Source organism: Brevibacterium sp. FAM 27836, assembly GCF_051351055.1.
Taxonomy (GTDB): Bacteria; Actinomycetota; Actinomycetes; order Actinomycetales; family Brevibacteriaceae; genus Brevibacterium.
In genome coordinates, this window is the sequence record NZ_CP195711.1 from 2,169,658 (window position 1) to 2,194,070 (window position 24,413).

Genomic DNA, 24,413 nt, shown 5'->3' on the forward strand with positions numbered 1-24,413 from the left:
TCCGACGAGCCTCCTGGCCGACGAATCGCCGGGGGCTTCGGGGGAGAATGCAGAAGCGCCGAGGTGACACGGAAGATTCCGTGTCACCTCGGCGCTTCACTGTTCCGACCGCGTCGGACTTCGCCGCGGTGCGGATCAGCGGAGGTCGGCGGCGTGGGGTTCGATCAGCCCGCCGAGTTCGGCGAGTTCAGCCGTCAGCGAGTCCGCATCGTCGAAGGTGCGGGTCATGACCGTCAGGCGCTTGGCGTAGTGACCGATGGGGTATTCCATGGTCATGCCGATGCCGCCGTGCATCTGGATCGACTCCTGGCTGATGTTGCGCGCAGCCTGGTCGACGACGATCTTCGCGGCGATGACATCGCGGTGGCGGTCCTTCTCGGCACCGGGAACTTCGGAGGTCACGGCCAGGCGCGAATACAGAGCCATACTGCGTGCGTACTCGAGCTCGGCGTAGAGGTCCGCAGCCCGGTGCTGCAGCGCCTGGTTCGCACCGATGGGCGCGCCGAACTGCTCACGGGTCTTCAGGTACTCGGCGGTCATCGTCATGGAGGCCTCGAGCGCACCGACGGCTTCGGCCATGATCGCGGCATTGCCCAGGTCGATGACCTCGGACAGGACCGCGTTGGCGTCGGCAGCGTCGAGACGCTGTGCCGCGACGTTGTCGAGCTTGAGGTTCGCGGTTCCGAGTCCATCGGCCTGGCGGTGGGCGACCCGGCTGAGACCCTCGGCGTCGGCGGCGACGAGGTAGAGGCCGAGTTCACCGTTCTGCGTGGCGGTGACGATGAAGTGATCGGCGACGTCTCCACCGAGGACGCTGATCTTCTCACCGGTGAGGGTGACGCTGCCGTCGGCTCCGGAGACCTGAGTCTGCGGGGTGTCGACGGCGTAGCGCTGTCCCGGTTCGAGGGCGGCGAGAGCGAGGAAGGTCTGGCCTTCGGCCACGCCGGGCAGGATTGCCTGCTTCTGGTCTTCGCTGCCTCCGAGGAGGACCGCGTTCGCGCCGAGGACCGCGGTGGCCAGGTACGGTTCGAGCACGAGAGAGCGACCGAACGCCTCGGCGACCACGGCCACCTCGTTGAAGGTCATGTCCGCGCCGCCGTAGGACTCCGGGATGGCGAGTCCGAGCAGACCCATCTCGGCGAAAGCCTGCCACTTCTCGCGGGAGATGCCCTCTTCGCTGCGAAGGATCTCTTCGCGCGTGGCGGTGTCGTACTCGCTGCGCAGGTACTTGTGCAGAGTGCTGGCGAGTTCTTGCTGAATGTCGTTGAGTTCAAGATCCATTGTTGTCCTCTTTGAGAAATCGTATGAGCGTCGGTACCTCAGAGACCGAGCAGTGCCTTCGAGATGATTCCGCGCTGCACCTCGGACGAACCGCCGTAGATGGTGACCTTGCGGGTGTTGAAGTAGGTGGGCAGGGCGTCGACCGCTGCGCTGGGCAGATCGGACAGGCCCTGTCCCTGCACACGGTCGGAGACGAAGTCGAGACCCTGCGGGCCGAGCACATCGACGAGGAGTTCGGAGATGTCCTCCTGCAGCTGCGAGCCCTTGAGCTTGAGGACAGACGAACGCGGGTCCGGCTTATCGGAACCGGCGGCCTGAGTGGAGAGGATCCGCAGCTGGGTCATCTCGAGCGCGGTGAGTTCGGTTTCGATCTTCGTCAGGCGGGCGGAGAACAGGGGATCCTCGAGCAGAGTGCCCCGAGCGGTCTTCGTCACCGCGGCATAGGCCTTGGCGCGTGCGAGGTTGACCTTGGAGGCGCCGATGCGGGCGATCCCGGTGCGCTCGTTGCCGAGCAGGAACTTCGCGTAGGTCCAGCCCTTGTTCTCTTCGCCGACGAGGTTCTCGACCGGGACCTCGACATTGTCGAAGAAGACCTCGTTGACCTCGTGACCGCCGTCGATGAGCTGGATCGGACGGACCGTGACTCCGGGGGTCTTCATATCGATGAGCAGGAAGGAGATGCCGGCCTGCTTCTTGACATCCGGGTCGGTGCGGACGAGGTTGAACATCCAGTCGCCGTACTGGCCCAGAGTCGTCCAGGTCTTCTGGCCGTTGACGATGTACTTGTCGCCGTCGCGCACGGCCGAGGTCTTGAGCGAAGCGAGATCGGAACCGGCGTTGGGCTCGGAGAATCCCTGCGACCACCAGATGTCGATGTTCGCGGTGGCGGGAAGGAAGCGCTCCTTGAGCTCTTGGCTGCCGAAGGTCGCGATGACGGGACCGACCATGGAGACGTTGAACGGCAGCGGCTGCGGAACGCAGGCCAGCTGCATCTCTTCGAGCCAGATGTGGCGCTGCACCGGAGTCCAGTCCTGACCGCCCCATTCGACGGGCCAGTTCGGCACCGCGTAGCCGTGCTTGTTCAGGATCTGCTGCGAGGTGACCATGTCGTCCTTGGTCAGCTCCTGGCCGGTGGCGACCTTGAAGCGCAGCTCCTCGGGAATCTCCGTGCGATAGAACTGACGCATCTTCTGCGCGAACTCGCGCTCCTCTGCATTCAGCAAGGTGTCCATGAAAACTCCTGATTGATCGTTCGGTAACTTAATCCCAATAGTACGTTTCGGTGTTCAGGCTCACAAGTGGGTAGGGGCAGAACTGGCCCACGGAGGTGAGGTGACAGCGGGATGTGCCTGTGGTTCGAAGCTGTGGGCGCGAGAAGACTGGGTGCGGGAGCGACGTCTGGGAGCTTCGATTGTGGAAGGCGAGGGGTGTGCAGGTCCGTGGCGCTCCGAGGTGAGGGGCGGACGGAGATTCCCCGGCAAGGGGCGTTGGTGGTTTGCCGTACATCGGGAAAAATGAGTGCACAAAGGCGTTTTGTGCTGTAGAATATTACAGCTATAGTAGGAATGGAAATCCAATCGGCGACCGCTGCTCATCGTACGCGGCGTCGAGCGGCATTCACTTGTACGGAACGCAGGTCGAGGGGCGTGAAGACGCCGAACGGCATTGTCGGGAGACTCGTTGCGGTGTCAGCGTCCCGACGCCGACCGGGTAGTGGATGACGAGCGGTTTGAAGAAGGCTGAGCAGATGCCCACTGCTGTTCGAACGGTCCAACATCAGATTCTCGGGTACAGGGACGAAGTGGCAGCCGTCGTCAAGTCCCTCACAGACCCGGACGGTTGCGGTGCGCTGGTCATCGGTGCTGCCGGAATCGGGAAGACCACGATGCTCAACACTGCTCTGGCGCACATGGATGACGAGACTCCTGTACTGCGCTTTCGGGGGTCGGAGACACTGCGTGATCAAGACCTTGGAATCTTCGAGATTCTTCTCTCCCAATCGGGAACCGCAGCCGACGTCGGCGCAGGAGGCGCGCTGTCTGCGATCGGCAGGGTGCTGTTGGCCCGCTACGCCGACGAGGTTCCCATCGTTCTGCTCGACAACGCGAACCTCGTCGACGCGAGGTCACTGTCAGTGCTGATCCAACTTGCTGTGGCCAGACGCGTCAAGCTCCTCATCGCTGCTGAGTCCATTCGTCCTCCCCTCGACCTTGCGACAAACCTGTGGCTCTCGGGCGGACTCATCCGTGTCGACCTCAGCGGCCTTGACGAAGCCACTGTGGCCGCCCTGTCCAGGACCTCGGGGTCACGCGCGTTTGCAGATCGGTCGGTTTCCCGCCTGCGCGCAGAGACTGGTGGGAACCCGCTGCTGCTCAGCCATGTCCTGTTCAACCGCGACCACCTGCGGACCACAGAACGGATCCTGTGGAACATCGATCCTGAACTGCGGCCCGTGCTCGAAATGGTCGCGATGACCGGTGCGGTCCATTATGAGACTCTTCTCCAGCTCTGCTCGGCCGAAGAGCTCGACTCCTTGGCCGACGGCGGGGTCATCAGGATGACTCGTGCCAGACATGCCGCTGTCAGGATCGCCGAACCAGTGGTCGCCTCTTCACTGCGTGCGCAGGTCAGACCTTCGCATTCGCTGTCTTTGTGGAAGAGCCTCAGCGCAGTCGCCGATTTTGATGTGATGGAACAGCGCTCCCTGTTCGGATATCTGTCCTGGGGGATCAGTCTGGGCTTCACCCAGCCGACTGAGAAGATCCTTGAGGCTGTGGCCTGGGCAAATTGTGAAGGGGACTATGCGGGAGCGGTCGCACTCGCCGAGTCCGCCACCGAGAAGTCGACTGAACTGCTCCTTGAGATCGTCCGCGCAGAACAAGGCAGGTACAACAACAAAGCGGCGCACAGGGTCTTCGACCGTGTACTGGAATCCATTGCCGAAGACTGGACCCAGATGAGCCCGCAGCTCCTGTCCCGTGCGGCTTCCATGGATGTGCGGCTGACCGACCCGCGTGAGCCCGATCGATTCCGGCTCGGCTGGCTGCACCCTCACCTTGAGTCATCTGTCGAGCGGGGCAGATTCGACGTCACGCTTGCCCGGTTCGACCTCACAGGCGGGCGCTTCGCAGAAGCCATGGCACGGGCGGAGCGCGTCTACCTCGACCATTCGTGTCTGACCCGCCATCGGCTTCGTGCCTGCGCCGTGCTCGGAATGGCCTCGGTGCTCACAGGCAGGGTTGAGGCGGGACTGCAGTTCATCGAGCAGGCGGAACTGATGTTCGGTCTGCCGGGAATGACGAGCTTCGAACGTGAAGATTCGGCGCCTCAGTTCTTCATCGCCAGATACACAGCCGGCGATTGGGACAGAGCGCGAACATCACTGAAATGGACGGAAGCGAGAGGGTGGAGGATTATCGATTCACAGCTGTCCGGGTTCGTCGGAGCCCTTGTCGACCTGCGCACCGGTCATCCCGCCCGCGCGCTGGCCGTGCTGGAGAAGGTCACTGCGAACAATGAGAACGTCGGCTATGTGGGCACCGCAGCAGCGCTGGACTTCGCCCGCACGCTGATGGGAGACGCCGCCGCAATGAGACCGGCGAGGTCGGGCCTGCCGCCCGGGGGCGAGAGCTATTCGTATTGGGGAGACTTCGAGGCCTCGCTGTTTCAGCTGCAGACTCTGGCCCTGTCGAAGCCGGACGAGGCCGCTGATCGACTCTACGCTCTCGGCGGCGCGGCACGCTCGAAAGGTGCGGCGACGTTGGCCGCTTCGGCATGGCTGGAAGCGGCATGCCTGGGGCATCGAGCGGCGATCGTCGAGCTGGGTGGAGCCGCCGCGGAGATCAATGGACAGCCGGGGCGACTGGCAGGCATCGTCGCTAAGGCGATGGCCGACGGTACGCCGTCCGCTCTCGTCGAGGCGGGCAGAAGAACCTCGGAATACGGTGCCGTCGTCCTCTGCTCGACTCTTGCGAAACTGGCTCAGTCCCGCGCTATCGATGCCCACGATCAGCAGGCGGCCAAGGAGGCCCGGATCCTCATCGGCAACAGCCTGCGGGCGATCAGGTTCAGCACCTCGGGGCCCCGATTGCAGGCTGTGCTGACCGACTTCGAACGGCAGCTCGTCGATGGAATCATCGCCGGACGCAGCAGCCAGGACATCGGTGCCAGACAGCATCTGTCAGCGCGCACGATCGAATGGCACCTCAGTCGGATCTATCGCCGCCTGCACGTGGCCAATCGACGGGAACTGCGGGAGGTGATCGCCTCGTGGGGGGACTATCCCTGAGCTCCACAGGCCAGCCTGTCGTCTTCGGCCGCAGCCGCGAGGTCGAAACAATGGAGAACTCTCTGCGTGATTCGACTTCCGGCGGAATCCTCATCGAAGGCGATAGGGGCTCGGGCAAGACTTTTCTCGCTTCCTTCCTGCATGGTCGCCGCGGCGGTGCGGAGCTGTGGCTGCGCGGCGACCGGATATTCAGATCGGTCGACTTCGGGGCACTCGGGCTGTTCGTCGATCTCGACAGAGACCCAGACGATCTGCTCCATCGCGTCGTTTCGATGCTGACAGAAGAACGGTCCACTCCCGTGGTCTACGTCGACGACGCCCATGACGTCGACCGGCGCACCCTCGGCGTACTGTCACAGCTGGCCAACGACGGTGACCTCAAGATCGTGGCGACACGCAGTCGAGACCGGTCGGGCTGTGAGCATCCGTTCGACGACCTCGTCGCGGACCATGTTCTAGAACACGTTGCCCTCAGCCCACTCGATCCTGATTCCTATGCGGAGATGGTGGAACACTACCTCGGCGGGATCGTCTCCCGCGGGGTGCTCGACATCGTCGAATTCCACTCGGGCAGGGTGCCGGGGAAGATCGTCGAACTCATCGGATACACGAGTCGGGCGAAGAGGTTCTACAACCGTCAGGGGGTCTGGGTCCTCGACGGGCGCGATGTCGACTATGACGAACGTGCACGTGACATGACGCGCATCGATCTTGAAGGATACCCGAAGCAGCTGAGGGACGCACTCGAGCTGGTCGTTCTCGCGGGGGAGGTCGATGTCGAACTCATGCTCGCTGCCGACCTCGGCGAAGCAGCAGATGCCCTCGTAGCCGCCGGGGAGATCGACCTCATCCACAGAGGGCGACGCATGTATGTGGCCATGGAGAATCACAAATCCGAGACGATCCGGTACACGGTTCCTGACGGTCGGAGCCGGCGGATGTACGACTTCGTCCTCGCCGGCGGCGCATCACCCTCATCCGAGTGGGCGCTGATGCTGCGGATGGACTGGGCACTGGGCTGCGGAGCGAAGATCGAGGTCCAGAATCTCATTGAGGCTGCCCGGGTGGCGGCACGGATCGGTGAATGGCAGAGAGCGCTGCGAATGCTCGTCGAAGTGCCGACCGATCATATGGACGCGGTTGAACTCTGCGACCTCGGGCGCCTCTACTGCGAGGTGAATCAAGCGGCGCTCGGCTTCGATGTGCTCGCTCAGGCTGTGCAGAAGGCCTGCTGTGCCGACCTCGTCGTCGAAGCATTCGTTGTCTGGATCTATCAGGATTTCGATCGCAACTCTCCGACTCTGACGCTCGAGAGATTCCGTGATGCCCTCGACCGCGTCGAGGTTCTGGCCGAGGAGGGTCTCGGGCACGGCATCGAGCACGACGCCCCCAGTCTCGCTGAAGCACACTGCAATGGGTTGGATGTGTCCACCGCCCGTGACATCATCGACTACCTGGGCACTCGTTCCCTGCTGGTGGGCGCTTCCGATCAGCGCTTCCTGATCCAGGCTTCCCGCGATGACAGGCTGCCCGAGTCCCTGCGCATACTCCTGACCGTTGCCTTGGCCGTTCGGAAACTCGAGAAGGGGCGTACGGTCGAGGCCCTTGACCTGCTGGATCGTGAGTCCGGTCGCAACTACACCGTGGGGACGGCTTCGATGATCCTGTCCATGGTTCGAGCCGATGCCCTGACCATCGCAGGCGATGCGGAGCGGGCCAAGCGGATCTTAAGTGATCTGCCGAGCAACGACATTGCCTATCTTGCCGCCCGCAGCGGTCCCAGCGACCTTGTCTGGGCCCGCGTCCATACCCACGACGGAGCATTGCCCGAAGCGACTCGGTCCGCCCACGCTGCCGTCGAGGGGCTCGAACATTGGAACCTGGCGGCATTTCTCGCGATAGCCATCGCGGAAGCCGCGTATATGTCGATCGTGGGCGGAAACGTCGCCGTCGCTGCTGACTATGAGGCCCGCTTCGACGAGCTGCCGGCTCGCGGCCCCTTCATCGGGTACCGTCGTGCGGAGATCATGGTCCTCGTGGCGAAGGGGCTGCGTACCGGCGATGCCGTGTGGGTTGAGAAGCTGCAGCAGCTGCTCACCGAGGTGATGAGCGAAGACCAGTTCGGGTTGGCCGCTCTCATCAGGCTTATGCTCTTCCGACACTTCGACGTGGTCGAACCCGAGGAGATGTGTCTGCTGGCCGGACGTGGAACAGGCGACGAATTCCGTCTTCTCGGGCAGCTGGGAGCAGCCCTGCGCGAGAGTGACAGCGCGGCCCTGCTCGATATCGCAGAGGCCCGAGACAGAAGCTTGCCGGACCTTGCCGCGCTGTGCAGGTCGCTGGCGCGCGCTGCCGTCGATGGGGAAGACGCCAGGACGGACAAGCGCAGAGACAGCGGACTGAAACTCACAGTGAGAGAGCGCCAGATCAGCAATCTCATCATTGCCGGCCGCACTAACGCGGAGATCGCAGCGGAGATCGGTGTCCGCGTCAGAACCGTCGAAGGGCATACTTACCGGCTCTATCAGAAGCTGGGCGTGACTCGTCGCGAGCAGGTCGCCGAGGCGCTCGGACGGACGCAGGCCACACGCTGAGACTGTATGGATGCCGTGGTCTAGTCCGGGGTGCCGGCGATGCAGGGCCAAGTGCGACCGAGTACTTGGAAGGGCGGCAGGCCGCCACTCACATGGTCAGACAGCGCCTGGAACGATGACCGAATCATGACCGAGTAGTGGCTTCCCGTAGTCCTGGCCCTCAGGCTGAGTATCATCGACCGATGATCAGGTAATGACCACCTAGTGACCGCCTGCGAGTGCTCGGAATGATGGGGGCATGTTCACTTCCGCCCAAGCACTGGGCCACTCAGACTACAGCTGTTCGGACACAGTTCGATGACCGCGCAGGCCCTGTCCCATTCACCGCTCACCGATACGCGCACTGCCCACGTCGGGCGTCCCGATGCGGTGTTCGCCAGCCGTCGACGAATGATCATGGCGGTGTCGCTGCAGGCGGCAACGACCATCTTCGCGATAGCGATCGTCGTGTCGCAGACGCAGGGGCCCGAAGCGGCGTGGATCCTCGTGTGGTGGGTCCTCGATCTGCTCTCCGGCGGCAGCACGTCTGTCGGCCGCATCTCGCGTTCGGTTCGGATTCCGCTGCTGGCGGCAGTCGTCGTCACCGGCGCAGTCGCCGTCATCGCCACATTCACCTCCTGGGAGAAGCTTGTTCCTGCCGAGGCGATCGCGAGCGAGGGCCCTGCGGTCTTTCTCATCGCGCTGTGGTGGACGGCAGGAGCCACCGCAGTGATCCGTGCGGTCATTCCCATGGTTCTGCCCAAACGCACGCTGCGCATCGTCTCCGAGTCCCTCGGCAGTGTGGACAAGGCCGTGAGCGAGGTCGTCGTCAGCGGTTCCGCCAGAACCGACAGTGATGCTTTCGTCGCCGCTGTCCTCGCCGAGGTGAGGCGACGTGACGTCGAGCTCGTCGAACTGTCCTTCGGCATCGATGCGGAAATGCTGCGCCGGCTCAGCTGGGAGCTGCGCAACCGAGACGTGGAACTCTACTTTCCGCTCTTCGACCTCGGCGTCGACCCCGCGCGTGTCCGAGCCATGAGTGCCACAGACAGCTCGGGGCTTCTCATTGCTCCGTCCCGGCCCGGAGTGCTCGACCGTGTTGCCAAACGAGCCTTCGACGTTGTTGCTGCGAGCCTCCTCGTCCTCATCTTCCTCCCGCTGCTGGTGGCAGTTGCGGTCGGGATCAAACTGTCCATGCCGGGCCCCGTGTTCTTCTCACAGCAGCGTGTGGGGCGTGAGAGCCGACCATTCAGGATCTTCAAGTTCCGCTCGATGGTCATCAACGCGGATGCTCAGCTCACGGACCTGCTCAAGACCCAGGGGACAGCAACGCAGCCGTTGTTCAAGGTCGACTCCGATCCGCGGATCACCCGGCTCGGTCATGTTCTGCGCAAGTCCTCGATCGACGAGCTGCCGCAGCTGTTCAATGTCATCTGCGGTTCGATGAGTCTCGTCGGTCCTCGCCCTCAGCGCGAGGGAGAGGTCGCCCTCTACCGAGGCTCCGATCATCAGCGTTTGGGTGTGAGACCCGGAATGACCGGGCTCTGGCAGGTCAGCGGCCGATCCGACCTCGGGTGGGCGCAGGCGCGCGAATTCGACCTGTACTACGCGCATAACTGGAACCTCAAAGATGACCTCAAGATCCTCTTGCGGACCTTCGGAGCGGTCACCAGAGCAGCAGGTGCCCAATGATCCGCGTCGCTCATCTCATCCACACCACGGGAATCGGCGGTGTCGAAGCTGCTGTCGATCTCGTCGTTCGCAGGGCCGACCTCCTGCTCTACCGGGTCTTCGCCTTCGAGCAGGCCGAGCCATCAGCGGTTTCGGCCGACTTCGCCGGCGCAGGCGTGAATTCCCCGCGATCCGCGCTCGGCATGCTTCGCCGACTGCACGAATTCCAACCTGAGGTCGTCGTCAGCTCTCTCTGGCGGTCGGTCATCGTCGGAGGCATTCACCGGATCCGCCGTCCGCGCACGCCCTGGGTCATCTACGTCCACAACACTCGTTACACAAACGTCGTTGATGCCCTTGTCCATCGCGTCGCCCTTCCCTTCGCGGATCGCATCCTCTGCGATTCCGCGGCCGCCTTGGACGCGCTCGTTCCGAAATCACTCAGGTCCCGCGCCGAGGTGGTCTGCCCCGATTCCGAACTGATGTATCTGTCCCGGAGACGAGCTCTGCCCGCAGCATCGGATGCCGGTGGGCCGCCATCGGGCATCGAGCCGGCCGGTGACGATCTGCCTGACCCGGATTCCGGAAGTGATTCAAGGCAGCCGATGCGGATCATCTACTGGGGCAGAGCCGTCGAAGCAAAGCGCCTCGACCGTTCTCTGGAGCTTGTGGCCGCCCTCGAAGCGGCTGCACCCGGTGCCTTCGCGCTCGACATCATCTCTCCGGAGACTCCTACGCTGCGCGTGATCTTGGCCATGGCACACGACCGAGGTCTGCCCCTGACCTGGTTGGGGGCCGGAAAAGCCGATCACATCCTGGCTCACGCTGAGAACGCCTCGTTCTTCCTTCAGCTCAGCGAATATGAGGGTCTGGCAATGTCCGTCCGTGAAGCGCTCGCCTTGGGGCTTGTTCCTGTCGTCACTCCCGTGGGCGCGATCCGCCATTACACAGAGGACGGCGTCAACGCCGTCCACGTCCGCAATGACGATGCCGAGGCTTCTTCTGAGGTTTCGAGCCGCGAACAGATCGAGGCCGAGACCTTCACTCGGACCGCACGGCGAATCATCGAGTTGAGCCATGACCTCAGTCGGCTGACCACGATGTCCCGCGCGGCTCGAACGGTACCCGGCAGCGACTTCATCGCCGACTTCGAATCCGCATTGGAAGCTGCCTCGAACATCAGGTCACCACGAGTGCAGAGGGCAGAACAATGAGTCCGAGGCGCTTCCCGAGCTTGGCTCAGTTTCTGCTCATCGGCTTCTGCGGTCTCGCGGTCGTGCTGGCCCCGATCGTGCGCGGGCTGCTGCCCCAACGGTTCCTGCTCGACGATCAGCATGTGCAGAACGCGATCGACGATCCCGGATTCGCCGCTGAGGACGGATCGTTTCACGTCTTGGCGCAGTTCTACCAAGCGCTGGGGCTCGATTCTTCGCCTGCACTTGCAAGCACTGCGGCCATGTTCGTCCTCGTCATCTGTGTCATCTTGGCGCTCGACTTCGGCCAATGGGAACGAGTCGGACTCTTGGGCACCGGGCTGCTCGGCCTCACCGTAGTTCTCGGACTGGCCTACCTTGCCCAGTTCACCAAAGAGTTCGTCTCTCTTCTCGTGGCGCTTGTCGTATTGGCGGCGGTGCGTTCGGCGAGGGACAGTGTGCGCGCCGTGCTCATCGTCGGCACCTGTCTGACCTACGGGGCACTCGTGCGGCCGTACTGGTCACTCGTCGCGGCGCTGATTCCGATCGTGTACTTCACGCTGAGGCGGGTCCGTCGCCCGCTGCTGATCGTGATCGCGTTCGTCCTCGCCTATATCGCGCTGGCGGTCGCGTTCCAGCTGTTCCGGGGAGAACAGCTGGGCGCTACACGGGCATGGGTGAATTCTGGGCGCAGCGAGAGCACCGTCGCCACGCTCATCAGCAATCCCGACTTCGGAACGTCTCAGGCAGCGGGGGTGCTCTCGATTCTCGTCGTCGCGCTCTTCATGCTCGTCCCGATTCCGATGTTCGCTATGGGGTCGCTCTACTACCTCGTCGCCGGCTTGGCGATCGTGGTCGTGTGGGCCGTGGTCGCCTCCGCGATCATGCGCGGACGCGCGCAGCGTGAGCCGAGAACAGCCTGGATCGCGGCCGTCCTGGTCTCACTCTTCATCGTGCTGGTGATCTTCGAACCCGACTACGGCTCGTATCTCAAACATCTCACTCCCTTCCTGCCGCTGTTCCTGGCACTCATCCCGATCCGTGTCGCGAACCGAGGGCCCGGCCCTCCGGACTCCAACACAGTCACCGATTCGAGACGTGTCGCAGCCACGGCTCAAGCAGACAACCACATCCAGAAAGGGTGAGCACGATGAAGCTCCTCCACATCACCGATGCCGCGGCCGGCGGCGTGCTGTCCTCAGTGACGGCTCTGGCACGTTCACAGGCTGCTGATCCTCGATTCGACCAAGTGGGGTTCTGCTACACACCACGTGCCGATTCGCCCTCACACGATGAGATCGCGATCGGAATGGGCTGCAGGGTGATGGTCGAGTGCTGGGCACAGACCTCGAAATCCTCTGTCACCAGCCTCATGCGGGGGCTCGTGCGTGAACTTCGCAGCAACCACTGGGACGTGATCCATCTGCATTCGTCTCGGGCAGGCTTCCTGGCCCGGTCGCTGGCGATCCTGCTGCGGCCACGTGCCCACTTGGTCTACAGTCCGCACGGCTTCTCGTTCAATCAGATCGAGTTCTCGAACAGAGCACGAGAGGTCTATCTGAGACTGGAGCGGGTGGCGCTTCACGGAGGCAGGGACCTCGTTCTGGTATCCGGCACAGAAGCAGAGTGTGCCGCCGAGAAGCTGCCGGGCGCCCGCACTGCGGTCCTGGCAAACGCCGTCGACACCTCGCACTTCGCACCGGTCGATACTTCACGGGGACCGGCGAGTGAGGTGGTGGAGGTCGTTCACCTGGGGCGGGTTGCTACGCAGAAGAACCCTGGACAGTTCGCCCAGATAGCGTCACTGGTGCACCGGGAATACCCGGGGAGATTTGCCTTCACCTGGATCGGGGACGGCGACCGCAGTCTGCTTGAGGCAGAGACCGGAGCGCTCGATGATCCCAGAGGCGATGCATCTGCACCGGCAGTTTCAGTCACGGGTTGGGTGTCTCCGGAGGAAATCCGTGAGCACTTGTCCGCTGCCGCGATTCTGCTGTTCACCTCGGCGGCCGAGGGAATGCCCATTGCGATGCTGGAGGCAGGGAGCATGGCTATCCCCACCGTCGGCGCGGATGTCATCGGCGTCCGAGATCTGATCGACGATGATGTCGACGGATCGCTGTTCCGAACGTCGGCAGAGGCCGTCGCAGCTTTGGGCGATCTGCTCTCAGGAGAACGTCGCCGTTCCCTCGGCTTGAGAGCGAGGGAACGGGTGGTGCGCGAGCACTCGCAAGCAGATCTGGCCGGACGATCACTGCACATATACACGGGCTTCATCAGAGCGGAGACCATTCGCCGGCGAGGTGGAACATCAGTACCGGCTCGGCCCCCGACGAAGATCACGACGGTGCACTCGCACGTCTCGAACACAGAAAGCAGAACAGCATGAGCGGCGAACAGATTCTGAGAATCTTCTTCATCAGACGCTGGTGGATCATCGGCTGCGTGATCCTCGGGGCCTTTCTCGGTACGGCGCTGGCCGTCACGCTTCCACAGGTCTACGACGCCCGATCGCAGGTCATCGTCTCAGTGTCGGAGAACTCCGACGTCAGTGCAGCAGAATCAGCGGTCTACATCGATGACCGGATGCCCACCGTCCTCGAGATCAGCCGATCGAACGACTTCGCCGAGGAGGTCGCACGCGGCTCCGGCATCGAACGGACCGCAGCGGAGATCCGCAGCGAACTCGAGGCCACGGTGGTGCCTGACACCACGGTGATCGAAATCCATGCGCGCGATCACAACGCGCAGCAGGCCAAAGTGCTTGCCGATCGAGCGGCGGACACGATGTCCAGATCATTCGTCACCGATCAGTTGGGACCAGATGCCAATATGGATGTGACCGTCCTGCAGAAGGCGGAGACCGATGACGCCGTCAACTTTCCCGACCCGATTCGCTTCCTCGGCATCGGTGCCCTGGCCGGGCTCCTCCTCGGACTGGTGGTGGCTCCGATCAGACATGGTCTGGATTCACGCATCCGTGATTTCAGCGATATTCTCGCGATCTCCGAAGCCGGCCTTCTGGCAGTGCGGATGCAGCGGCCGGGAGGGGCCGTCCGTCGGCAGATCACCAGCGCCGGTGCCGCCACATCAACCGGGGGCCTGCTCGCTCGGCTCGGGGTCAGCAGCCAGTCCGATCACCCCGTGACTGTGACACTCTGCGGCGTCGGCGGGGCGGGCAATGAGCTGGCAGCGGATCTGGTGGAGACTGCGGCCGCCAGCGGTCTGATATGTGCCCTCGTCTCGGCTGATCCGACAGCACTCAACACCACACATTACCGAGAACTGTCCCAGGTCCTCGGGGTCAGCGTCATCGACGTCAGCTCGGAAGCCGGCACGGGAGTATTCAGCGGGCAAGCGGTGAGAACGGCATTGGCCTCCCAGCAGGAACAGTATGACTTGGTGGTCTGTCTGAGCTCGGACTTCGCCTCGCACCCTCAGACCTGCGGCTTCCTCGAGTCTTCGGGACTGGCAGTGATCGTCACGACGCTCCACCCCGACCGGGCCGACCTGCGGGCGACTCGTGAGCTCCTGCGAGCAAACGATACGACCGCAGCCGGGGTCGTCGTCGTCGATCCGACGACGCGATCGAATGATGTTCCGGACTTCATCCGCAGCCTCGACGAACTCGTCGTCGACCCCCACCACACCTCGAAGCCATTCATCGTCGGTTCTGATGAGCCGACTTCGCCTGGTGCCGAACTGGCAACACAGGAATTCGACATGGTGACGACACCAGCGGCAAGTGACGAATTCGTCACTCCAAGAGAAAACGGCCGGAAACGGCACAACACAGATGGAGCACAGTCATGACAGGCACAAACTGGCCGCGGCGACTCTCCCGCCTCGGCGTGCAGAGGAACTCATCCGTGACACGATTGTTCGTGCTCGGTCAGATAGACATATTCTCGATCATCCTCGCGTGGGTGATGATCGTGACGTGGACCTCCCGCGCCGACGGTGCGAAGGGCCTGACGGTCCTGGGTTCGATCATCTTGTGTCAGATACTGGTCGGCTCTGCGCTCTCGCTCTATCGCAATCGGTACCCCATCGGTTCGGCATTGGAGCTGCGCAGACAGGGGATCGGTGCGATCATCGTCACCGCTCTCGGAACCATCATCGCCTCAGTCTCGAGTCTGGCCTATGATCTGCCGTGGTTCCTGCTGGCCATGCTGAGCGCACAGGTGCTCATGATCGCCGGTCGACAGGCGCTGCGGATGTGGATCGACTCGCGGTTCCGTCCGCACTCGGGCCAACGTGTGGTCGTGGTTGGCGCCGGCGAAGCTGGCGGTGCTCTCATCAGTCAGATGCTGAGCGACCCCAACGGCGGCTACATCCCGGTTGCGCTCGTCGATGACGATCGTGCGAAGGCCAAGGCCGTCGTGCACGGGATCCATGTGCGCGGCAACATCGACGATATCCAGTCCGTCGTCGATGATCACGCTGCTGATGGCGTCATCGTCGCTATCGCGCAGGCACCCGCCGAAGTATTCACGACGATGGTTCGTCATCTCGATCTTGAGCACACCTGGGTGAGGACGATCCCGTCATTTGCGGATCTGCTGTCCGATGATGTCGATCTGTCTCGTTTGCGCGACATGAATGTCGCCGACCTCATCGGCCGCAAGATCATCGACCCCGAACCCGAGTCGATCACACGTCTGGTCAAGGGCAAGACCGTGCTCGTCACCGGTGCAGGAGGATCGATCGGGGCAGAGCTGGTCCGTCTCATCGCGAAGCAGTCACCTGAGCGGCTGGTCATGCTCGACCGGGACGAGTCAGCATTGCACTCACTATGTCTGAGCATGGACGGCAGAGCGCTGATGGACTCCGCCGATATCGTCCTCGCCGATATTCGCGATGCGGATGCCTTGGCCGCAGTGTTTGAGGACATCCGCCCACAGCTCGTCTTCCATGCCGCGGCTCTCAAGCACCTGCCGATGCTGGAACGCTACCCGGCCGAGGGGTGGAAGACGAACGTCCACGGGACGCTCAATGTGCTCCGTTGCGCTGCGAAAGTGGGAGTCGAACGCTTCGTCAACATCTCGACGGACAAGGCTGCCAACCCGACGAGTGAGCTGGGGCGTTCGAAATACGTGGCAGAGAGGCTGACGTCTCATTTCGCCGAGGTGACCGGTCGTCCCTATGTCAGCGTGAGATTCGGAAATGTGCTGGGTTCACGTGGGTCAGTCCTCATCTCCTTCACCGAGCAGATCAGGCGCGGGGCACCCCTGACGGTGACACATCCCGATGTGACGAGATTCTTCATGACCATTCCCGAAGCGTGCGTCCTCGTCCTCAACGCTGCATCCGAAGGGGCACCGGGGGAGACGATGGTCCTCGATATGGGCGATCCTGTTCGGATTGTCGACATCGCAGTGCGCATGATGACGATGGCCGGACGGTCGTGCCCGATCACCTATACGGGCCTGCGCGATGGCGAGAAGCTTCACGAGGAGCTTTTCGCGCCGAGTGAGGGAGCGAACCAAACCCCCAATGGGCGTGCGTGGCGCGTGGAGATCAGCGGTCTCGAGCCTGCGTTCCTCGAGGCTCCGGATGTGGACCTTCCTCGGATCCGCGAGGCCTACAGCAGCTATGTCGGGGGAGGCGGCGACCAGGTCGAGCACAAGGCCGCCTCCGAGACGACAGAGGCGAAGGAGAACCCGCTGCCGAGACGAGCGACGCAGGTTCCGGAGCCTGCGGCGCGAGACGCGGAACCCGTTGGTTCCCTGAACCATGCGGCCCGCGTCATCGAGGTCGACAGTGCATTGGTCAAGGAGAGCATCCGATGACGGAGAACATTCCACTCTGCGTTCCATCAGTCGGGTTTGCCGAAGAAGCTGCGGTGTCGATTGCGCTGCAATCGGGCTGGGTCGCTCCCGCAGGCCCACACGTCGACGTCTTCGAAGCTGAACTGGCTGAACTCACCGAACGGCCGGAGGTCGTGACGACGAGCTCGGGGACGGCTGCGCTCCATCTGGCTCTCCTCGCTGTCGGCATCGAGCCCGGTGATGAAGTCGCAGTGGCGACTCTGACCTTCGCCGCCACGGCGAATGCCGTGGCCTATGTCGGTGCCACTCCCGTCTTCATCGATTGCGATGACATGGGACTGATGTCGCCGGAGCTGCTTCGGCTGGCGCTGAGCGAGAGGGCTGCGGCGGGCAGACCGATCAGAGCCGTCATCCCCGTCGATGTCTATGGCCGACCCGTTGACCACCAGGCCATCGCCGAGGCGGCTCAGGACTTCGGTGCTGTCGTCGTGGCCGATGCGGCCGAATCGCTGGGCGCTCGCCTCGGCGGTCGTCCGGCAGGATCGTTCGGTGCTTTTGCCGCGGTGTCGTTCAACGGCAACAAGATCGTCACAACCTCATCAGGGGGTGCCCTCCTATGTCCGGACCACGAGAGCGCACAGCGTGTGCGCTACCTGGCCAGTCAGGCGCGTCAGCCGGTGCCGCACTACGAGCATACGGAGATCGGCTACAACTATCGGCTCTCCAACATCCTCGCTGCACTCGGCTCGGCACAGCTGGCGCGACTGCCCGAGATCCTGCGGGCAAAGCGGTCGAACTTCGAGATCTACAAAGCAATGGCCGAACAGCTGGACGGTGTGCGCATACTCGATCCTGCTGAGGGGAACTGCTGGATGAACACGCTCATCCTGGAGTCCGAAGCCGACGCAACCGGCATGGCAGGCAGTCTGCTCGACGTCGGAATCGAGACCCGACCGGTCTTCAAACCGATGCACATGCAGCCGGCCCAGGCGGGCGCAGATCGGTCTTACATCACCGGTCGCGCAGAGGATCTGTATCGGCGCGGGATCGTCCTCCCCTCGAGCACGGACCTGCGGCCAGAGCAGATCAGTCGAGTCGTGGACATCATCGTGTCGACCTGCCGGACAAGGAGCACAGCATGATGGAACGGTTCTCACGGGCTCTCGTCATCGCCCCACACCCTGACGACGAGGTCCTCGGAGCCGGCGGTACGATGGCCGCTCTGCACGCCCACGGATGTGAAGTCCATGTGCTCGTGGCCTCACAGGACCAGCCGCCTCTGTACCCCTCGGGCACTGCTGAGATGATCCGGGCCGAAGCACAGGACGCGCATGCGCGCCTCGGTGTCACCAGCACCGAGTATCTGCCGCATCCGTCCGTCGAGTTGGCCAGGATGGGAGTGGCGGCGCTCAACTCGGGGATCCAGGCGACTGTCGACCGTCTGCACCCGGACCTCGTGTTGGCTCCATTTCCTGATCGGCACCTCGATCACAAGGCGGTGTTCGAAGCTGCGATGGTGGCTGTCAGGCCGGTGGGGGCCGGAACGGGCATCTCGGCCGTGGCGCTCTACGAGACGATCTCGGAGACTCATTGGAATGCGCCGCACATCGAAGCCGATTTCACTCCTGACTGGTTCGTCGACATCTCGGACCACATCGATGCCAAACTGACAGCCTTCGCCGCCTACGCCTCGCAGGTCCAGGACCATCCCGGGCCACGCTCCCTGGCCGCTCTGAAGGCCTTGGCCGTCTTTCGCGGCAGTCAGGCGAGTCTTGCCTTCGCCGAGACTTTCCACACGGTCCGTCGCATCACCCGATCCGGAGATTGGGCAAGCGAATGAGGTGGCGGTCGGGTCTGCGTGGTATCGGCGGCGATGCGTTGGTCGTCGGCATCGGCCAGCTTGCGGCGTTTGCCTACCCCATCGTCAGCTTGCCGTTGCTGACGAGGCTGCTCGGGGTGAACTCCTTCGGAAGAGTGGTGATCATCGTTGCGATTCTTCAAGTCATCGTGCGCCTGTGCGACTACGGGTTCTCTGTCAGCGCTGTGCGCAGAATCGCGGTCGCGAAGGACGATTCCGAACGTTCCCAGGTCATCTTCTCCACCCTCCTCGCCGTGGTGCTGCTGTGGTTGGCCGGTGCGGGTGCGCTGCTGCTGATCGTCGCGGCCGTCCCGACGCTGCACAGGGACTTCGGCCTCTATCTGATCGGAGCTCTGGTCATTGCGGGCGGAATCGGCTTTCCCTCGTGGCTGCTGCAGGGCCTGCGACGCCTGCGCCTGTTCGCAGTGATCACCGCGACGTCACGCTGCATCGCACTGGTGGGGCTGATCGTCACGGTGAAGGGCGAGTCCGATATCGGGTGGGCGATCGCCTGGCAGTTCGCTCCACCAGCCATCGCCACTCTGCTCGCATGGCCGTTCCTCGCCCATCGCTGCGTACAGTGGTCGACGCCGAGCCTGCGGGCGGCGAGATCTGCGCTGGCAGACGGCCGCGAACTGTTCTTCTCCTCACTCGCGCACAGTCTGATGGGCTCGGCACCGGTCGTGGTCCTCGGGCTGGTCTCTGTTCCTGCCCAGGCCGCACACTACGGCGCGGCAGAACGGTTCGGAAACGCCGGACGCGGAGTGCTCTTCGCCATCACCGATGCCCTCATGCCCCGCATGGTCGATGCCCGAGATCGCAACCGTCCGGGAGCGGCAGGGCCCGGTGCGATCATGATCGCGCTCTTCGCGCTGTTCGCCATGGGCGGGGTCACGCTGATCCTCGTGGCCCCCTGGTTCGTCCCGTGGTATCTGGGCGCTGGATTCGCCGAGGTTGTGCCGATTGCGCAGATCATCGGCATTGCACTCGTCACCAGCGGCGGCGTCGCCGTGCTCATGCTCGACCTCAACTCGCAGCGTCGCTACTCTGCCACCGCCATGGCGATGATGAGCGGCGCGGTGGCCCATCTCGTCATTCTCGTGCCGATGGCTGTGGCATTCGGCGCGATCGGAGCCGCATGGGCATTGGTCTTCGCCGAGCTCTTCATCACCGGGCTGCTGTTGGTGCTGCGCTGGCGGGGCCCGGCTGCCCACGCGCTCGAGGTGAGAACCGACGAACCGGACAACATCGACAGGGAGACTGCTGATCATGAATTATGAACCCCCGAGCGAAGAGGCGATCACCGAGCGCACTCGCAATGCTGCGGTCACCGTCGTGGTACCCGCGTACAACAGCGCCGATACCATTGTGCGGACATTGGACTCTCTGACGGCGCAGACATCGACCGACTTCTGTGTCCTCGTCATCGATGACGGCTCAGACGAGGAGATCCTCGGGCTCATGCCAGATGATCCTCGCTTCTTAGGACACCGGCTGCAGACCAATCGGGGATATGCGGGGGTGACGAACTGTGCGCTCGGCCTGATCTCGAGCAGGTGGGTGATCTTCCTCGACTCCGATGACACCTTCGACCCCGAATGTCTGGAAGTCCTTGTGGCGCGCGGAGAGATGGAGGACTCCGATGTGGTCGTACTTCCCCTGAAGACGATCACAGCTTCTGGAGCTGTGAGCATCGCTGGGGTCGTCGACACCCCATCGCCGTTGCCTGCCCCGCAGGCCCTGCAGCTGTTCATCGACGGTCGAGCCCGATTCAACCAGCATCTGCTGTTCCGTCCCAATCACGTTCGTTCGAAGGACAACACATACAGCGACCTGGGATTCGTCTTCAACCTGCTCAGCACCGTGTCGACTGTGAGCTTTGAGACCCGACCCATGTACAACTATTTCCTGAATGCCGAATCGGTGACGGGCCAACTGCGTCCCAGCATCTGGGATCTTGCTACCGTGCTCGACGACGTCGAAGACGCCCTCTATGCCGTCTACTCGGGGCGTGAGGCCGTCGAAGCAATCCATCGGATGCGGTGGATGCAGCTGAACTTCATGGTCAGCAAGGCAGCTGGAGACACGCAGTCGCCGAGGCTGCAGGCGGAAGTTTACTCCTGGTGTCGGAATGAGATCCGATTCTCGCATGTCGTCGATGCGATGAGGAGTCGCCATGTGGCCAGGGGGCTGTCGCTGGCGCTCGCCCGCATGAGCCGGGGAGTCCACAGCCGGGCCTATCGTCTGCGCGGCAGATTGCAGGAGGCCCGGACATGACAGTCCCGGCGACGACCTCACGGCGACGCTGGTTGATCGGAGCGGGCCTGATCACGGTGTCCGCGTTGGTCACTGCCGATGGGTGTGCGGCTCAGCGAGTCGGCCGGTTCGGCTTCACCGTGAGCTCACCTCAGCCGGGGCTCGAGGAGTTCGAAAGGGATGTTCGCGCCGTGCACGAGCTCGGAGCCGAATGGGTGCGTTTCGGGGTCGTCGGCTTCGAGGTCATCAGGTCCTGGTCGGAGAAGGGGGAGCTGGTCTTCAACCCAGAGCGTCTGCGCCTCTACGACAGTGCTTTTGCATTCGTGGAATCATTGGGCATGAGCGTCTGTCTGCTCACAGTCGACGGGGCCCCCGCATCGCAGAACACCCCGGAGTACTTTGCAGCGATGAAGCAGTACTGGGGGCAGTTGGCACAGCGTTTCGGCTCCTCAGTCGCCGTCTGGCAGGTCTACAACGAAGCCAGTGATCTCGACTTTCGTACGGCACGCGCCATCGAGGGAGATCTCGACACCTATCTCTCCGACCTCGACGAAGCACTCGGAGTGGCGCGAGAGTCCATCCACGCGCATGCGTCCCATGTCCAGATCACGACGAGCGCCAGCGGATATCCCGTCAATGACGAACGCGAGCAGCAGTGGCTGCGGTTCTTCGCCGCTGTCAGCGGGCACCTCGACATCTGCACGGTCGACTTCTACCCGGTGCTCTCGCGCAAGGCGATGTCGTCCCTGCCCAGACGCATCGAAAGGCTGGGACAGCAAGAGCATCTGCCCGTATCCGTGGGTGAGTTCGGTCTGCAGACGGGACCTGGTCTCTACACGGAGGCACAGCAGGCGGAATCACTGGTCGAAACGATCGGCGAACTCTCACAATCTGCTGCAGATCCGGTGTTCGTCTATCGGCTGCGCAATGACGGCGCCTCCCAGGACGACGGCTTCGGGCTCTTCGAGATCGATGGAACGCCGAAGTCGTCCCTGCCGAAGGTCGCCGCTGCCATCTCCCGAGGCTTTCCCGATGGTTGAAACACGGATGTCTGTGACAGCAGCGAGAAGCTCAGCACCACCTCGGCGACGGAAAACCGGTCCGAGACCTTCATCCCCGGAGGGAAAGACCAACACTCATGAACGTCAATGTAGATTCCGCCCCTGGCGACAATGTCGGGCTCTGCTGTGAAAAGGCTGCGTATGCTGCTTCTGCGCGTCGTCGCGTGCCGGACTCGGAGCCGAACGTGAGCCGGTGTCGCAGTCCGGAAGAGCTCGCACGGGAACTCGGCCTCGCCGGTGCGGAGTTGACGGCGCCTGCTCGGGACTGTTCGGCCATCACCCGTGCCGAATTGGCAGCCAGTCTCTACACCGCCACCGGCGGGTGGGCGGACTTGGCCCGCACAGTCCTCGACATCGCCGAATGGACGGTGCTGCCCGATGATGTGACGGCGACGAGCTTTGCCGACTATGTGGCCACTCTGAGTCCCCGGCTGGAGCTCGATCTCACAAGCAGTGACGCGTGGGTTGCGACGGTTCTGTCACATCTGAGCTCGTTCTCCAGGCAGACCGCGGTGCTCGCCCTGTCCTCGATCGATGCGAAGGTCGAAGGGGGACTCGTGCTCCACGATGCGGAGGGGGTGCTCATGCGGCTGCAGATGGCGGGCGTCGTCATATTCGCGGAGGAATCAGCCGGACGCAGGTACCTGCGCGTTCCCGCTCTGCTGGCGGCGGTCCTGCGTCGAGAGGCTGCGGAGGGTGAGTCCTATCCGGGACTTGTCACGGATCTCGTCGGGGCGCTGACTGACCATCTCGAGAATTCCCAGATCCCCGACCTGCGCGTTCTCGCTGATGTCCTGGGCCTGGCGCGACGCAGTGGACTCTGGCGGGTGCTGATCCGACTTCAGGAATCATTTGGCTTGGCAATGTTTCTGCTGGCCCCCCAGGCAGTATGCGGAGCCTATGCAGGTCTTCCCGCGGCTGCTCTCTCGGACGAGCCCGAATTGGACATCATGTATCTGCTGGCGGAGGAACTCGTGGGACATCATGAGAATGAGATCACATGTGAAGCGGCACGAGACATCCTCGTGTGGGAAACTCGCGCAGGACAGTTGAGTCGGTTCCTCCCCGGTGATTCTTCCGTCAGGAAGGATGGCGGCGGGGCAGAAGATGAGGCCCGTCTCGGCGGCTTCGCGACGATCGGTCGTATGGTCGAACTGGCCCAGACGGGGCAGCACGCGAGGGCGGCGAGCACCGGACTGGAGTGGTTGGGAGGGGTCGGTGGGACACGGTCCCGCCTCATCATCCGATTTCTGACAGCGGTCTCGCTCTTCCACTCGGCTGAGCCGCAGAGAGCGCTGTCCATCCTGCATGAGATCGAACCGGCAGCGAGCAGCCGACACATCGATGGAGACTTCCTGCTGCCAGCCATCACAGCGTGGACGGCCCTGGTGTCCGCATCCAGCGGCGATCATGAACGAGCCGACCGGCATTTGGAACGACTGGCAGACGAGATCCACTTTCCCGTCGTCATCGACGAATGGGTGCAGCCGACGATGCACATCGCTGCGGCGCTGCGCGCTCTCGATCGGCTGGACCTGGATGGGGCCCGGAGGGAGATCGATCTGCTGACCGGTTATCCGCAACTCGGTTCACTGTCGGCCTACATTCCCGTCATCAGCCGCATGCTCGCACTTCTCGGTGCCACGACCGAATCCGAGCTGCTGTTCGTCACCGATGAGATCGAAGAATACCGGGATCCGGTATCCGTGTCGGTCACGGGGCGGGAACTGCTGCGGGCAAGCCGCATTATGGTCTTCATCGGTATGGGGCAGTTGAAATGGGCCGAGGCGGAGAACCAGCAGCTGTCCGTGAGCTTCGGTCCGCGCATTGTGCTCAGCGCTCGAATCGAACTCATCGCAGGCCGGCACAAGAGTGCGGTCGTGATGGCTGATACGTGGTTCTACCATCAGTCGCTGACTCCGAAGACTCGAGCCGAGCTGGCAGCAATCAAAGCCGCCGCGCTGCAGAGGATCGGACAGGAGAGCGAGGCGAGGGCCGAGTTCCTCACCGCCATCAGCCTCTCTGCCTGGGTGAGCTCGCTTCTGCCCATCGCCCTCCTGCCGCTGGGAGACAGGACGCGACTGCTCGCGTTGACGAGGCAGGACAGGACATGGGATGAGGCGTTCTCCGTCTTCAGCCGACACTTCCGAAGCAAGGAGGATCTCCTTACGCGGCTGCAGACTGTGGGAGTGATATCGGTCGAAGAAGTGTCACTGCCCGAACTGAGCCCGGCAGAGTTGCAGCTGCTTGAACTTCTCTCTCAGGGACTGACGATCTCAGAGATCTCAAACGAATTCCAACAGGTGCCGGGGACAGTGAAGAACCGCCTCTCGGTCCTCTACCACAAGTTCGAAGTCGCCGGCAGAGAAGAGGTCATCAAGCAAGCGAGGCGGCTGGGCTTCCTGCGGCCAGGGTGAGCGCTGGGGTTTATGCTGATCACGGAGGCCGGTTCATAGGGTTG

16 protein-coding genes are annotated in these 24,413 nt (G+C 63.1%); 14 read left to right on the top strand and 2 right to left on the bottom strand.

All coding sequences use genetic code 11. The annotated features are described in order from the left end of the window. Positions 1-135: 135 nt before the first annotated feature. Together ACSE4D_RS09815 and ACSE4D_RS09820 are read right to left on the bottom strand one after the other, a co-directional pair. Entirely contained in the window at positions 136-1,281 is a 1,146-nt protein-coding gene (locus ACSE4D_RS09815; protein ID WP_135541817.1) for an acyl-CoA dehydrogenase family protein, read from the bottom strand. Between the two features lie 38 nt (positions 1,282-1,319). After that, the gene (locus ACSE4D_RS09820; protein WP_135541819.1) at positions 1,320-2,513 is read right to left on the bottom strand and encodes an acyl-CoA dehydrogenase family protein; all 1,194 of its coding nucleotides are present in this window, start codon (positions 2,511-2,513) and stop codon (positions 1,320-1,322) included. A 569-nt stretch (positions 2,514-3,082) separates the two neighbouring features. On the opposite strand from ACSE4D_RS09820, the gene ACSE4D_RS09825 reads away from it, so the two are divergent. From ACSE4D_RS09825 to ACSE4D_RS09890, 14 genes are all read left to right on the top strand, one after another. Beyond that, entirely contained in the window at positions 3,083-5,569 is a 2,487-nt protein-coding gene (locus ACSE4D_RS09825; protein ID WP_425118989.1) for a helix-turn-helix transcriptional regulator, read from the top strand. Positions 5,570-5,619: 50 nt separating this feature from the next. Next, positions 5,620-8,163 carry a LuxR C-terminal-related transcriptional regulator gene (locus ACSE4D_RS09830; RefSeq protein WP_425118988.1) on the top strand — a complete coding sequence of 848 codons (2,544 nt, stop codon included), beginning with the start codon at positions 5,620-5,622 and terminating at the stop codon, positions 8,161-8,163. Positions 8,164-8,460: 297 nt separating this feature from the next. After that, entirely contained in the window at positions 8,461-9,834 is a 1,374-nt protein-coding gene (locus tag ACSE4D_RS09835; protein ID WP_301536481.1) for a sugar transferase, read from the top strand. Further along, complete coding sequence (locus ACSE4D_RS09840) at positions 9,831-11,027, top strand: glycosyltransferase (RefSeq protein WP_425118987.1); 1,197 nt, start codon at positions 9,831-9,833, stop codon at positions 11,025-11,027. The genes ACSE4D_RS09835 and ACSE4D_RS09840 overlap by 4 nt, the downstream gene beginning before the upstream one ends. Before the next feature lie 20 nt (positions 11,028-11,047). Then, the gene (locus tag ACSE4D_RS09845) at positions 11,048-12,151 is read left to right on the top strand and encodes a hypothetical protein (protein WP_425118986.1); all 1,104 of its coding nucleotides are present in this window, start codon (positions 11,048-11,050) and stop codon (positions 12,149-12,151) included. Positions 12,152-12,156: 5 nt separating this feature from the next. Continuing rightward, on the top strand, positions 12,157-13,395 hold the full coding sequence (locus ACSE4D_RS09850) for a glycosyltransferase (protein ID WP_301536484.1): 1,239 nt from the start codon (positions 12,157-12,159) through the stop codon (positions 13,393-13,395). Continuing rightward, complete coding sequence (locus ACSE4D_RS09855; RefSeq protein ID WP_425118985.1) at positions 13,392-14,819, top strand: YveK family protein; 1,428 nt, start codon at positions 13,392-13,394, stop codon at positions 14,817-14,819. The genes ACSE4D_RS09850 and ACSE4D_RS09855 overlap by 4 nt, the downstream gene beginning before the upstream one ends. Further along, positions 14,816-16,798, top strand: coding sequence for an SDR family NAD(P)-dependent oxidoreductase (locus ACSE4D_RS09860; protein WP_301477838.1), 1,983 nt, complete (start codon positions 14,816-14,818; stop codon positions 16,796-16,798). Before ACSE4D_RS09855 ends, ACSE4D_RS09860 begins: the two co-directional genes overlap by 4 nt. Beyond that, entirely contained in the window at positions 16,795-17,919 is a 1,125-nt protein-coding gene (locus ACSE4D_RS09865; protein ID WP_425118984.1) for an aminotransferase class I/II-fold pyridoxal phosphate-dependent enzyme, read from the top strand. The genes ACSE4D_RS09860 and ACSE4D_RS09865 overlap by 4 nt, the downstream gene beginning before the upstream one ends. Beyond that, positions 17,916-18,617 carry a PIG-L deacetylase family protein gene (locus ACSE4D_RS09870; RefSeq protein ID WP_301477842.1) on the top strand — a complete coding sequence of 234 codons (702 nt, stop codon included), beginning with the start codon at positions 17,916-17,918 and terminating at the stop codon, positions 18,615-18,617. The genes ACSE4D_RS09865 and ACSE4D_RS09870 overlap by 4 nt, the downstream gene beginning before the upstream one ends. After that, positions 18,614-19,915, top strand: a complete 1,302-nt coding sequence (locus ACSE4D_RS09875; protein WP_301477844.1) for a lipopolysaccharide biosynthesis protein — start codon at positions 18,614-18,616, stop codon at positions 19,913-19,915. The genes ACSE4D_RS09870 and ACSE4D_RS09875 overlap by 4 nt, the downstream gene beginning before the upstream one ends. Next, positions 19,905-20,912 carry a glycosyltransferase family 2 protein gene (locus ACSE4D_RS09880; protein WP_301477846.1) on the top strand — a complete coding sequence of 336 codons (1,008 nt, stop codon included), beginning with the start codon at positions 19,905-19,907 and terminating at the stop codon, positions 20,910-20,912. The genes ACSE4D_RS09875 and ACSE4D_RS09880 overlap by 11 nt, the downstream gene beginning before the upstream one ends. Next, the gene (locus tag ACSE4D_RS09885; protein ID WP_425118983.1) at positions 20,909-21,931 is read left to right on the top strand and encodes a hypothetical protein; all 1,023 of its coding nucleotides are present in this window, start codon (positions 20,909-20,911) and stop codon (positions 21,929-21,931) included. Before ACSE4D_RS09880 ends, ACSE4D_RS09885 begins: the two co-directional genes overlap by 4 nt. Positions 21,932-22,242: 311 nt before the next feature. Then, positions 22,243-24,369, top strand: coding sequence for a LuxR C-terminal-related transcriptional regulator (locus ACSE4D_RS09890; protein ID WP_425118982.1), 2,127 nt, complete (start codon positions 22,243-22,245; stop codon positions 24,367-24,369). The last annotated feature ends 44 nt before the right edge of the window (positions 24,370-24,413 follow it).